Below are 12918 nucleotides of genomic sequence, written 5' to 3' on the forward strand. Positions count from 1 at the left end.
AAAATCAATCAGTTGGTAAAGTCTAGGATGATAGTGAAACTGGGCAATTTGCGTTGCAGGTTGATTTAATGATGTTATCGTTGCCTGCATACGAAGTAAATTGTGTAAAGATGAGTAAAATAACGGAAAGTTCTAATTTTCTGGTTGACACATGCTCCCTGAACGTTAGATTGTACCACTGAGACTTGAGTTGTCCCCATCGGCTCAGGTTGCCCAAAGGAGTATTATACATCATGAGGACGTCATTCATGTCATCATTGCGTTGGGCATTGGCAGCAGTGCTAGTGACGGTAGGAATTCAGTCATCCATAAGTGCTCAGACCGTTTTCTTTGATAACTTCCAATACGCCAATCCAAATGGCGCTTTGCCTTTTACCACGACTTATGGACACATTGCGAACACGGTTCCCAATGGATTGGCACCTCTTGGCAGCTTCATGATCTCCAATAACATCGCTGCTGATCTGGGTGGTGGCATTGCCGCTCACGAAATTATTCCCGTTGCCGGTGACGGCAATCCCAATTTCTTCGATCACACTTTCGGCAATGCCGAAGGCCTCTATATGGCAATCAACGCCAGTGGTGCTACCAACATTTACGGCCGCAGTGGCATCGCTGTAACTCCCAACCAGGAATACCGATTCAGTGTATGGCTGAATTCCTGGACTAATCTGGATGGCTTCTTTGGTCAGTTGGATGTCCAGATTACTGGAAACAACACTGGTCTGCTTGCTGCTAATCCTGTACTGGTGGCACCGACCGTTGGTGATTATCCAGCTTGGGGTCAAAACTGGACCGAGCGTACCTTTGTCTTCAATGTTGGTAATAACGATACCATTTCATTCGAAATGATTAATCTGTTTACCAACGCACTGGGTAATGACTACCAGATTGATGACATCAGCATCGTTGCTGTACCTGAACCCAGTGCCATAGCACTAAGTGGATTGGGTCTTGCAGCTGTTGGTGCAGCAGTTTACAACCGTGTTCAGGCTCGACGTCGACGCAAGCTGCGAGCCAAGCAACAAGCTGAAGCGCAAATCGCTTAATGCTCATGATGAGTTTTAACACAGCCGAGAGTTTCTCCTCGGCTGTTTTCCTGCGCTGACAACTTGACCGGTTCCGGTAATTATGTGACCATGGACGTTAACGTGAGGAAAGACCATGTATCAGTCCTGGCTATCTCTATTCATCCTGCTGCTGGTTAATGTTCCTGGCATATGCCAGTCGGGGAAAGCAGTACGTCTGGAATGGAAGTTCAAAGAAGGAGAAAAGTTCTGGGTAGACACGCAGACCAAGATTGAGCAGTCGGAGAAGTTCAATACCCAGGTTGCAGCCAATATTGTGCATATGCGTACGATCACCAGTTATCTGGTCAAAAAAGTTACTGAGAACAACTCTATTGAACTTGAAGCAAAAATTGAGTCAATGCAGTATCGCAACAATCAGACGCCTGACAGCGAAAAGATGTCGACGCTGTACAGCAGGCTGCAAGGCGCCACATTCCGGCTGATACTGGGGGCAGACCTGCAGGTACAAAAGCTGGAAGGGTACAACGAATGGCTGCTCAAGCTCAGTAACATGATTCCGGTATCAGAAGTAGATCGCATCAGGGCGCTGATGCCGGAAGCGGATCTCCGCAATGCCATCAGTGAGGGGTTCGGATTTCTTCCGGACAAGGATGTCACCTTGAACCAGACCTGGAAGAAGAAGACTGACTTGAACCTGGCACCGGCAGGAACGCTGACGACGAACCTGACCTATACCTATCGCGGTACAGATAAAGGAAAAGAAAAGATAACTATCGATTGTAAAGAGCAGGGTAAGTTTACCATGTCACCCGGGCTGGCCACTCCTGGTACGCAATCGGAATTTGTGATGGATAACCGGACAGGAACCATCTTGTTCAATAACCAGACTGGGAAGATGGAACAGGCGGAACACCAGTATCAGACACGGGGTACGATACTTCTGCCGGCATCGGTTAATTCTGCTCCAGCTACCATGCTGGTCATCAACAAGATACATGTCTGGCAATCTGTTTCACCAAAGCCACCGTCAAAATAGACCAGTAATTTTCGAGCCAGCCAGCACACTTCAGCGTAGCATGAAGAGTAAGTTGTCAGATCGCATGAGGGATCGAACGTGTGGAAATTCTGGTTTGCATTAATCTTCGGCACCATCGTCATCTCTGCTGGCTTGACCTATCTCAAGCTGCATCGAGGCGCACAGACTCTTGATTTCCCGGCACCTGCAGAGAAGTCCAAACACCCGCTGGTGGAATTCCTGCCCGTCAGCGAAAGCAAGTACAAGATGGAAACCTCGGCGAATGTGGTTACTATCACTGTTCCCGAATCGACCATCGATCAGGTTGAGGAAGTCAGTTTCAAGGCACTCAATAAAGGTGAAGCAGACTTGGAACTTTCACTGCTGACCAAGTCGTGTACTTGTGCAGATGTATTGATTGATGATCAGCGTATCAGCGGAACATCGCACATGACAAAGATTGCACCGGGGAAATCGGCTGTCATCAAGATCATATACAAGCTCAAACAGGAGCAGACACCTGCCAAGGCTGGTGAGAAGGTACGATTGAAGGCGATCTTCTACCATAACGACGAGCGTTATGTAGATAACCTGCATTTTGAGATCGTTACGGCAGTAAAACCTGCTAAGAACTGATCCAGTTCACCGACAACAAAATCATGGATGCTCTAAGGAAGGAGCAGAGATGCAATTGATCAAACCAGCCCGAGGCATGGATATATGTCTCATTGCCTGCGTTCTCTGGTCAGCGGGATGTAATCAGTCAACTAACCCGTCATCGGTTGCAATCACATCAGCTTCTTCTCCAGTCTCATCACAAACCAATGCACTGGATGGAGTCAAAAAGTTTTCACCAGGCAGGGCGTTTGCTGGTGGAGCCTGTGATCTCTGCCTGATTCTTTCCGGACAGATGTATGGGTATCTGCAGCCTTGCGGCTGTTCCCGTCCTCAGACTGGTGGTCTGGAACGACGCCAGGAACTGATGAATCGCTTGAGTGGGCATGGCTATGCCCTGTCGGCGGCAGATCTGGGTGATCTGGCACCCAAGGAGCAGGCAGGGCCGCAAAACCGCTGGAAGTATGAAATGGCGGTCAAGTCGCTCAAGGCAATGTCCTATGCAGGAATGGCGCTGGGGCCAACCGAACTGGCTATGCGACATGATACTGCATTTGATCTGGCTCAGAACTATCAGCCACCGATCATCCTGGCTGCCAATTTGTTGGACCCCGAAACGCAGTTTCCGGATATGTTCAAACCCTGGGTGATGGATGATCCACGCAGAGTGGAAGACAATGTGAGCATGGTGGGACGAGTTGTTTCGCTCTTGGCCTGTCCAGTACCTGGTGTACAGATGGCGGTTGGATTTCAGGTCACCAGTGGCAGACCTCGAGTTGGCTACCTCGGACTGGTGGGTGGCAGCATTATCGATGATTGCAAAGCCAAGAACTATGAGGCGAAGTTCAGTGCGCCTGCCGATGCCTTGAAAAATGTTCTACCTGCCTTTCAGGCGGCACATCCTGAGGTCAGGATTTTGCTCTTTCAGGGAAAACGTGAAGAAGCTGAGACTTTGTTGAACCGTTTTCCCAAGGCATTTGACCTGGTGCTCTGCAGGAATGATGCCAGCGATGGTGTCGCACCATCGCTGCCCATCAAGCATGATTCAGGCACGCTCATCATCATGGTGGGGCACAAAGGGCGCACCGTGGGTGTGGCTGCTTATCGGCGAGGCAAGCCTTTAGAATACCGTCTGGAAGAATTGGTGGAAGAACTGGAATTGCCCGACAATAAGACAAATGTTTGTCGGGAAATCATGAAGGAATATGTCTGGGGCGTGTACCGCAATAACTATATGAACGATGTGCCGAAGATATCGCATCCGTTTCAACTCGATCCGGAACTCAAGGATGCAGTATTTGTCGGTGCAGCGAAATGTCGTGAATGCCATCCGCAAGCGCATGCTCACTGGTCTGCTACCCAGCATAGCCACGCCTGGGAGAACTTGATCAAGTATGGTCGACCAATTGCAGAGGTTCCTCAAAAAGATTCAACCATGAAGATGATTGGCAGGCAGTATGATCCGGATTGCGTCAAATGTCATGTGACTGGCTATGGCTACAAGGGTGGGTTTGAAAGTGCTGAAAAGACACCGCACCTGTTCGGTAACGGCTGCGAAAACTGTCATGGGCCGGGCAGCCTGCATGCCGGTCAGCCGAGCAATCCGGTTTTTCGCAAGCCAATGTTCCTGTCGATGGAGGATAAAAAGAAAACCGGTGAGATGTGCATGAAGTGTCATGATCTGGACAATGATCCGCACTTTGATATTGCCAAATGGGAGAAGATTAAACACGGACGAGAGAAATGACACCATGCTGATCCTGGGTATGGCTTTGTTGATAAGTGGAGATGATGTCCTTTCATGGCCTGAATACAGTCCGAAAGACGGGAGTTTCACAGCACGGTTTCCCCAGGCACCACAGGAACGGGCCAGTCGTACAGGGAAAACCTGGCAACATTCCGAGAAAGATCGAGTGTACAATGTAGCTCGTTCGCCTTTGCCTGGTGGCGAAGGTGCTTCACCCGCAGATATTGAATCAGCTTTGAGTAAGGTGCGGGATAACATCAAGCAGCGGGTGGAGGCGAAGTTGAAGTCTGAGAAAAGGCTGAACCATCGCGGCATACCGGCACGTGAGTTCCTCTTTGAGTTGCCGGAAGGAAAGGGACTTTTGCGATTGCGATGTTTTGCAGTGAAAGATGAAGTCTGGGAGATCAAAGTCGGTGGACCGAAGGAATTTGTATCAGGCAAGCAGGCCGATTTATTTCTTGAAGGGCTGAAAGTCAAATAACATGGCATCGCGCATACCTGTCAAAGTGCATCGACGAGTCAGCCTGGTTTATACGGATGATGCCTTGCTGGCAGAGGAGCTGCTGGCACGCAAAAAGCTGGCAGAGGAGATTCTGGGCCGGCTTACACCACAGGTACTGCTGCTGCGACCAGGGAAAATACAAACGGTCGTGGAAGAACTGAAGAAAATGGGGCACTCGCCACGGGTGCTTTAAGATGATTCTGAGTTAGTATGTGGATTGGTTGTGGCCGGTCGAATCAGCGAAACAAAATAGACAAATAATAAGGCTGTCAACGCTCCGGATGAATCGATCAGTACATCCCAGACGCTGCCTGTTCGCTGATGGCTGATGAAGCCCTGCTGCAGTTCATCCAGGCTGGCCCAGATGATGGTGGCAACAAGGGCGATCAGGAACCATGACCACTTCCATCGGGTAGCTGAATCGCCTCGTAGGGCACGAAGCCAGAGATAAGCGAGCAGGGCGTATTCGAGGAAATGTGCGGTTTTACGCAGTAGGCCTTCGCCACTACTGATGGTGGGTACGTCAGGTCCTTCGCCAAAGAAAAGTCGCTTGATCCACCGGATGATGGGTTGCGTATTTTCGCTGGAGAAGAGATCCGTTCCCAGCGTCATGGTCACCGCCATCATGAGGGCAACCATGATCCACTGGAATCGGGACTGTGCTTTCAAATGAGCCATTAAGTAATGTTAATGGTCACCGTGGCGATATTCGAGACAAGGCCCAGATTATCTGTAATGGTGTAAGTGAAGCTGTCGGTAGGTGATGCTGATCCGTTATGCATGTAAGTCACGGTGCCGTTGTCATTGACGATAATCGAACCGTGTGATGGTTGATTCACGATGATGATCGACGCCGGGTTGATGAATCCATCATCGGTGTCATTGGAAATAAGGTTGAATACCTTGACGTCGAAAACCAGAATGCTGAAGAAATCGTTTCCTGCTACAGGAGGCTGGTTACCGGCAGTGATAGTGATATTCACCTGAGCTTCGTTGGAAGTGGCGCCTTGCTGATCGTTAATGGTGTATTTGAATGAATCAGAAGTGGTTGCTGAGCCATTATGGGTGTAGGTGATAGTGCCATCGCCGTTAATGCTAAGGGTGCCGTTGGCGGGTGGTTGGGTGATGACGATGCTGTTCAGATCGAGAGAACTGTCTGCATCAGTATCATTGCCTGCCACGTTGACGACGACCGAGCCACCCTGAGTGATGGATTCCTGGTCATCGACTGCAACCGGTGCATCATTCTGTGGAGTTACGGTAATGGTAACGGTGGCAGTATTGGAGGTTGCTCCATCTGCATCTTTGATAGTGTAGGTGAAGGAATCAGAAGTGGTTTCTGAACCATTGTGGGTGTAGGAAACCGTTCCATCGTTGTTAACAACAATGCTGCCGTTGGCGGGTTGATCCACAATGACGATGCTGGTCAGATCAAGCTGGTTCTCGGCATCCGTGTCATTACCTGCAAGATTGATAACGATATTGCCACCTTCGGCAACAGTAGCCTCATCGTTGACAGCTACTGGATCATCATTGACAGGAGCGATGGTGACAGTAACCGTAGCTGCATTGGAGGTGTTGCCTTCGGTATCTTTAATGGTGTACTGAAAGGAATCAGTGGTGGATTCGGAGCCATCATGGAGATAGGTGACGGTGCCATCGTTATTCACCTGGATGCTGCCATGAGCAGGTTGCTGCGTGATGATTATGGTGGTGAGATCGAGACTGCCGTCAGGGTCGGAATCGTTCGACGCAAGATTAATGACTACGTTACCACCTTCATCGACGTTGGCTGCATCATTTACCGCTATCGGATCATCTGCTTGAGGAGTGACGGTGATGGTAACCGTGGCGGTATTGGAGGTGGTGCCCTGCGTATCCTTGATGGTGTAAGTGAAACTGTCAGTCGTGGTGTTCGAATTATTGTGGAGGTAAGTGACGGTGCCGTTGTTGTTGACCGTCACGGAACCGTTGGCAGGCTGTGCGACGATGACAATGGAGGTTAAATCCAGACTGTTTTCCGGATCAGTATCGTTGGATGCAACATTGATGATTACACTGCCACCTTCATCGACTGTGGCTGTATCATTGACTGCAACAGGTGGATCATTTACTGGCGTAATCGTGATATTAACGGTAGCAGTATTGGAAGTAGCCCCGAGGTTATCCTTGATGGTGTAGGTGAAAGTGTTCGTAGTCGTTTCTGAGCCATTATGTGTATAGGACACCGTGCCGTTATTATTCACGGTCACGGAGCCGTTAGCTGGCTGCTGGACAATCGTAATGCTGTTGAGAGCCAGAGTGCCATCGCTGTCGGAATCATTAGAAGCCACATTGATGCTGACAGTTCCACCTTCAGCTACGGTTGCGGTGTCGTTCAGGGCAGCAGGTGGATCGTTGACAGGCGTGATCGTGATGCTGACGGTGGCTTCCTGAGAAGTTTTTCCATTGGTGTTGCTGATGGTGTAGGTAAATGAGTCCGATGTGGTGTTGGATCCATCGTGCACATAAGTTACGGTACCATCGTCGTTCACGGTCACTACACCGTTGGTTGGCTCATCGACAATGACAATGGAAGTGAGGTCGAGTTGGCCAAGCAGGCTGAAATCGTTGGCAGCGACATCGATATCTACTTGACCGCCTTCGAGTAGAGTGGCTGAATCATCTCCTGCTGTGGGTAGAATCTCGCTGCTCTTGAACTGGAAGTTTTCGAGTTTGACGTTGTGTCCCCATTTGTTCCCTTGGGCAGTGAAGGTATCGTTATCCCTACCGCCATCAATGCGGCTGTGCCTGCCTATTCTGGTGTTGACGATACCGACCTGATCATCGCCGTCATTAGCGTAAATGGCTAATTCCTTGCGGAAGGAACTGTCGGTAATGGCAATGACGTCATCACCATCACCACCTTTAATAGTAGAAGGCTTCTTGGCATGCACATTATCCAGTAGCAGATAATCGTTGCCATCGCCGAGGTTGAGTCCAATCTCACGTTTCAAATCAACATTGGAAATGGTAAGCTGATCATCGCCGCCGAGCAGGTAGCCTGCGATGCCTTTGGTAACATTCCAGAAGACGAGTGGGCCATCTTCGCCGTTGATGGTTGTGGCATCGGAACCAGATTCGATTCGCACACCACCGTTGCCGATGCCTGTGATACTGATGTGGTTGGCTTCATCATCACCAGTGAAATAGAGAGTACCACCCGTGACCGAGGCAGTGATATTGCCCGCCGGTACGGTTCGACTTTCGAGATTGTCGAACGAGGGAACAAAACGACGGCGGCGGCAGTTACTCATCGGTTGAAACTCCAGGGTGCGGCATCTCAGTGTGGTTCAGACACGATGCAAGCTTTGTCAGAATACTTTGAATTAGCATCGGATAGCATACTCATGAAGTTTGACGGTTTACAAGAAGAATTGTTCCATTCAATATGCCAGACTGATGATTAACCATGAATAATCAAACGCACGGTATTATCAGAAAAACCAGCATAATCGGTATCATGGTCGCGAGTGAAGTTCCCTTTTCAAGTGCACTCTTTTTCTGTATTTCAATGGTAAGTTGAACCGTCAGCAGTCATGGACAAGCCTCTCTACCACCCCGGCTTGTGTCAAACTGTTGCGCTAGTGTATAACAACAACACTAACTGATTTTTCTCTTTAGCAGCGATACCCAAGACCATGAATTATGACTCGACAGAGCTCGATGCCGTCAGCAGTGATGAAGCAATCAATCCAGAATCTAATGGCGAATTTCATGCAGCAATGATAGACCACGATCCTGTGGAAACCCAGGAGTGGAGACAATCGCTCCAGAGTGTGGTGGAACAGAGTGGTGCCGATCGTGGACGATATCTGCTGGAAACACTGAAGGAAGAAAGCGAAAAGCTCGGCGCTGCTCCGCCATTCACTGCGAATACCGCCTACGTCAACACGATTCTGGCGGAAGCGGAGCCTGAATATCCCGGTGACCGGGAAATGGAACGGCGCATCAAAGGCATCAATCGCTGGAATGCGGTAGCGATGGTAGTACGAGGAATCAAGCGTTCCAAGGGTCTGGGTGGGCACCTGGCAACCTATGCGTCGTCGGCCACGCTGTACCAGGTAGCCATGATGCATTTCTTCCGAGGCAAGGAAGACGGTCTGGGTGGAGATCAGATTTATTTCCAGGGACACGGTTCTCCTGGCATTTATGCCCAGGCATTCCTGGAAGGAACTTTATCTGAGCAGAAGCTGATCAACTTCCGTCGGGAACTGGCGGAGGGTGGTGGATTATCGTCCTACCCGCATCCCTGGTTGATGCCGGATTTCTGGGAATTCCCGACAGTTTCGATGGGCCTGGGACCACTGATGAGCATCTACCAGGCACGGTTCAACCGTTACCTGCAGGCTCGCGGCCTGGCTGATACCAGCAATTCTCGCGTATGGGCTTTCCTGGGTGATGGTGAAATGGATGAGCCTGAATCGCTGGGCGCCATCACCATGGGTGCTCGCGAACATTTAGACAACCTGACATGGGTGATCAACTGTAATCTGCAGCGACTGGATGGACCGGTTCGAGGCAATGGAAAAATCATCCAGGAGCTGGAAGGCATCTTCCGTGGTGCCGGGTGGAACGTCATCAAGTTGCTTTGGGGCAGCGCCTGGGATGAGCACTTCGCCCAGGATCATGATGGCGCCTTGGCAAAGCGACTGATGGAAGTGGTAGATGGTCAGTTCCAGAAATATACCGTGGAAACCGGTGAATACATCCGCCAGGATTTCATTGGTGATCGGCCTGAGTTGCAGGAATTTGGCGCTCGGCTGACTGATGATGAACTGCGAAAGCTCTTCTTCAAACGAGGCGGGCATGATCCGATCAAGGTGTATGCTGCGTTTCATCAGGCTACCCATCACACAGGGCAACCTACCGTAGTACTGGCACACACCGTCAAAGGCTACGCACTGGGTGAAACCATTGCAGGTCGCAATACCGCTCACCAGAAAAAGGAAGTGGAAAAGACCGCATTGAAAGAGATGCGGGACCGCTATCATCTGCCGATTCCAGATGACCATATCGAAGAGATGCCTTTTTATCATCCGGGGAAAGAAAGCCCGGAAGTGCAGTATCTGCTGGCTCGCCGAAAGGAACTGCATGGTCTGGTGCCTCGTCGCGTTGTTCGCAATAAACCATTTGCCAAAATCGATGAAGCCAATTTCGAGGAATCCCGTAAGGGTACTGGCAAGCGTGAAGTTTCCACGACCATGGCGTTTGTCTCGATCCTGAGCCGCATGCTCAAGGACAAGGAATTCGGCAAGCTCATTGTGCCGATTGTGCCCGATGAATCGCGAACATTCGGCCTCGATCCGCTGTTCTCGCAGGCCGGTATTTACTCTTCCAAGGGCCAATTGTACGAGCCTGTCGATTCCGCTTCGGTGATGTACTACAAGGAATCGGAAAAGGGACAGATACTCCAGGAAGGCATCAGTGAAGCTGGTGGCATGTCGAGTTTTGTTGCAGCAGGTACTGCCTATTCCACGCATGCCACGAACACGATTCCGTTCTACATTTATTACTCCATGTTCGGCTTCCAGCGTATTGGAGACCTTATCTGGGCGAACGGCGATGCCCGTGGCAAGGGTTTCCTGCTGGGGGCCACCTATGGCAGAACCACGCTCAATGGCGAAGGACTGCAGCACGAAGATGGCCACAGCATTCTGGTAGCCAGCACGGTTCCCAACTGTATTGCATATGATCCGGCATTCGCTTACGAAGTGGGCGTGATCATCAAGGATGGCCTTCGCCGTATGTATCAAAAGGACGAAAGCATTTTCTATTACATCACGCTCTACAACGAAAACTACGTGATGCCGCCATTGCCCGAAGGTGTGGAGGAAGGCATCCTGAAGGGGCTGTATAAGTACAAACCCGCATTTGACCCCAAGGGAAAACTGCGGGTGCATCTGTTTGGCAGCGGTGTGATTCTTCAGCAGGCACTGAAGGCTCAGGAAATTCTCCATAAGGAATGTGGCATTGAAGCCGATGTCTGGAGTGCCACCAGTTACAGCGAACTCCGCCGCGATGCACTGGAGTGCGAACGATGGAACATGCTGCACCCGACCGAAAAGGCCAGGATTCCCTACATCAGCCAGGTGTTGGCTGCTGAGCCATTCCCTGTGGTATCGGTCAGTGACAATATGAAAGTGGTAGCAGACCAGATCAGCCGGTTCCTGCCTGGTGGGTTCCATCCGCTGGGAACCGATGGTTTTGGCCGCTCAGAAGATCGCAAAGATCTTCGCCGACATTTTGAGATTGATCCAGAATGCGTAGCGATAGCCGCGGCTTACTCGTTGTGCAAGAAGGGGCAGTTCCCGGCTAATAAGGTTGCCGAACTCATCAAGAAACTGGGTGTGAATCCGGAGAAGGTCAGTGCCCAGTACGCCTAAGTGATCGACCTCTGCTAAACAATAAAAGAAGGCCACCTGTTGCAGAACAGGTGGCCTTGAGTATTTCAGTGAACATCATCGTTCGCAGTCATTAACTTGGCGATCCTTGGCTGCTTGGCGGTTCATCATTTTTTTACCGCCAAGATGCGCCAAGGGATATCTGTAGAGACGTTAAAACAAGCGATTTTGCTCAGTTGGAGTTATGATTCGTTCTGCTGTTCTTTAGGCGGATGGAACAGGAAGAGCAGTAGAAATGCGCCGATCAATGCTGCCAGCATCGAATAGATGAAGACCGACTGGTAGTCAATAATATTGTTGAGAGAGTACATGTTCTTCAAATCGCTGCAGACGAAATTGGCAGCAATGGGGCCAATGCCCAGAATCAGCACGTTGAATAACCCCTGGGCACTGCTGCGAATATCCTTGGGGAAGTATTTGTCGACAAAGATGTAAACCGTGGCGAAGAAGAAGGCGTAACAGATGCCGTGAATCAGGATAATGCCAATGACTGCATACTTGCTGAAAGGGAAGAAGGCGAACACGGCAAAGCGCAGAGCGTGTCCCAGAACACCGATAATCAAGGTGGATTTCCAGCCCAGTCTTTTGAGCACATAGCCAAGGATCAGCATGGTAAGGATTTCAGCAATCTGGCCAATTTTCATCACAGGCCCGGCCCAGTTGGCCGGAATATGGACTTCATCCTTCAGGTAATCATAGGTCCAGAAGAAGTAGCTTTGATGCACTGCAGCATCAATGAAGGTGACGAGGAAAAGTATTAGCAGAAATGGCTTAGCCAGGAATTTCATAGCTTTGAGCCAGGCGAGTTTGTCTTCTCCTGTTGCGGGTTTGGGCGGTGTGTGAGGCAGGGTGAGGCTGAACATTGCCAGTAATAGCGAGGCAATACCAGCAACCAGAAAGACGTAACTTTGGCCTTTGGCCAGGGCATCGCCAGAGAGCGAGTGCGAAAATGCTTCACCCAGCCATTTGGTGAAGCCTACGTCAGCCAGGGCAGGCACTTTGGTCCAATCGACCAGGATGAAAATAAATGGCCAGGAAGCTACGATCCAGCCAATGGTTCCCCAGACGCGAATCGGTCCAAATTCCTTTTCCGGGTCTTTCATCGCATTGAATGCAATGGAATTGGTGATGGAGATAGTGGGTACATAGAAAAGCGAATGGACGAGCATCAGTCCGAAGAAGAGCCAGAAATCAGCCTGTTTACCAGGTTCGGGATGAAGGAAGAACAAGCCGAGGATAGCGAGGCCGCCGATCAGGTGGCTGAAAGCGAGGAACTTCTCTGCAGCGAAATGGCGATCAGCAAACTGGGTGCTGAAAAAGAGCGCTGCCAGGGCGCCGATATTGAATGCTGCAAAGAACAACGGGTTCATCCAGCTTTCGGGAAATTTCAGCCCTGGAATGTAGGAAAAGGCGATTTCAAACCATGCACCCCAGATTACAAACTGGAGGAACATCATCATGGCAAGTTTGAACTTGAGTCCGAAGGAGGAACTGGCGGGTGCATTGGACATCGCGGTCACTATCTCCGATGGGGAAATCAGCCTCAAAGAATGTATGCGGTTCGT

At 50.2% G+C, this 12918-nt stretch carries 10 protein-coding genes; 7 read left to right on the top strand and 3 right to left on the bottom strand.

Annotation, left to right across the window (positions count from 1 at the left end; all coding sequences use genetic code 11):
• Positions 1–248 precede the first annotated feature (248 nt).
• The 6 genes from JNJ77_00650 (at position 249) to JNJ77_00675 (ending at position 5103) form a co-directional block, all read left to right on the top strand.
• Entirely contained in the window at positions 249–1049 is an 801-nt protein-coding gene (locus tag JNJ77_00650) for a PEP-CTERM sorting domain-containing protein (protein ID MBL8821064.1), read from the top strand.
• Positions 1050–1164: 115 nt separating this feature from the next.
• On the top strand, positions 1165–2067 hold the full coding sequence (locus JNJ77_00655; protein MBL8821065.1) for a hypothetical protein: 903 nt from the start codon (positions 1165–1167) through the stop codon (positions 2065–2067).
• Between the two features lie 78 nt (positions 2068–2145).
• Complete coding sequence (locus tag JNJ77_00660) at positions 2146–2682, top strand: DUF1573 domain-containing protein (GenBank protein MBL8821066.1); 537 nt, start codon at positions 2146–2148, stop codon at positions 2680–2682.
• 49 nt (positions 2683–2731) lie between these two features.
• Positions 2732–4408: a hypothetical protein gene (locus JNJ77_00665; GenBank protein ID MBL8821067.1), complete on the top strand. Its 1677-nt coding sequence runs from the start codon at positions 2732–2734 to the stop codon at positions 4406–4408.
• A gap of 4 nt (positions 4409–4412) precedes the next feature.
• Positions 4413–4889: a hypothetical protein gene (locus tag JNJ77_00670; protein MBL8821068.1), complete on the top strand. Its 477-nt coding sequence runs from the start codon at positions 4413–4415 to the stop codon at positions 4887–4889.
• A 1-nt stretch (position 4890) separates the two neighbouring features.
• Positions 4891–5103: a hypothetical protein gene (locus JNJ77_00675; GenBank protein ID MBL8821069.1), complete on the top strand. Its 213-nt coding sequence runs from the start codon at positions 4891–4893 to the stop codon at positions 5101–5103.
• Here the strand turns inward: JNJ77_00675 and JNJ77_00680 are convergent.
• Together JNJ77_00680 and JNJ77_00685 are read right to left on the bottom strand one after the other, a co-directional pair.
• Entirely contained in the window at positions 5100–5588 is a 489-nt protein-coding gene (locus tag JNJ77_00680; protein ID MBL8821070.1) for a VanZ family protein, read from the bottom strand. The genes JNJ77_00675 and JNJ77_00680 overlap by 4 nt on opposite strands.
• Complete coding sequence (locus JNJ77_00685; GenBank protein ID MBL8821071.1) at positions 5588–8206, bottom strand: tandem-95 repeat protein; 2619 nt, start codon at positions 8204–8206, stop codon at positions 5588–5590. Before JNJ77_00685 ends, JNJ77_00680 begins: the two co-directional genes overlap by 1 nt.
• A gap of 384 nt (positions 8207–8590) precedes the next feature.
• Between JNJ77_00685 and aceE the strand changes: the two genes are divergently transcribed.
• Positions 8591–11335, top strand: coding sequence for a pyruvate dehydrogenase (acetyl-transferring), homodimeric type (gene aceE, locus JNJ77_00690; GenBank protein MBL8821072.1), 2745 nt, complete (start codon positions 8591–8593; stop codon positions 11333–11335).
• Positions 11336–11535: 200 nt separating this feature from the next.
• On the opposite strand, the gene JNJ77_00695 is transcribed toward aceE, so the two are convergent.
• Positions 11536–12864 (bottom strand): MFS transporter, encoded by a 1329-nt coding sequence (locus JNJ77_00695; GenBank protein ID MBL8821073.1) that lies wholly within the window; start codon positions 12862–12864, stop codon positions 11536–11538.
• Positions 12865–12918: the final 54 nt, after the last annotated feature.

Source organism: Planctomycetia bacterium (assembly GCA_016795155.1).
Classification (GTDB): domain Bacteria; phylum Planctomycetota; class Planctomycetia; order Gemmatales; family HRBIN36; genus JAEUIE01.

What these genes read in the sequence shown, in the direction of transcription:
- JNJ77_00695 (MBL8821073.1), bottom strand. Translation starts at nt 12,864, where the DNA reads ATGTCCAATGCACCCGCCAGTTCCTCCTTCGGACTCAAGTTCAAACTT.
- JNJ77_00680 (MBL8821070.1), bottom strand. Translation starts at nt 5,588, where the DNA reads ATGGCTCATTTGAAAGCACAGTCCCGATTCCAGTGGATCATGGTTGCC.
- JNJ77_00655 (MBL8821065.1), top strand. Translation starts at nt 1,165, where the DNA reads ATGTATCAGTCCTGGCTATCTCTATTCATCCTGCTGCTGGTTAATGTT.
- JNJ77_00675 (MBL8821069.1), top strand. Translation starts at nt 4,891, where the DNA reads ATGGCATCGCGCATACCTGTCAAAGTGCATCGACGAGTCAGCCTGGTT.
- JNJ77_00670 (MBL8821068.1), top strand. Translation starts at nt 4,413, where the DNA reads ATGCTGATCCTGGGTATGGCTTTGTTGATAAGTGGAGATGATGTCCTT.
- JNJ77_00685 (MBL8821071.1), bottom strand. Translation starts at nt 8,206, where the DNA reads ATGAGTAACTGCCGCCGCCGTCGTTTTGTTCCCTCGTTCGACAATCTC.
- aceE (MBL8821072.1), top strand. Translation starts at nt 8,591, where the DNA reads ATGAATTATGACTCGACAGAGCTCGATGCCGTCAGCAGTGATGAAGCA.
- JNJ77_00650 (MBL8821064.1), top strand. Translation starts at nt 249, where the DNA reads ATGTCATCATTGCGTTGGGCATTGGCAGCAGTGCTAGTGACGGTAGGA.
- JNJ77_00665 (MBL8821067.1), top strand. Translation starts at nt 2,732, where the DNA reads ATGCAATTGATCAAACCAGCCCGAGGCATGGATATATGTCTCATTGCC.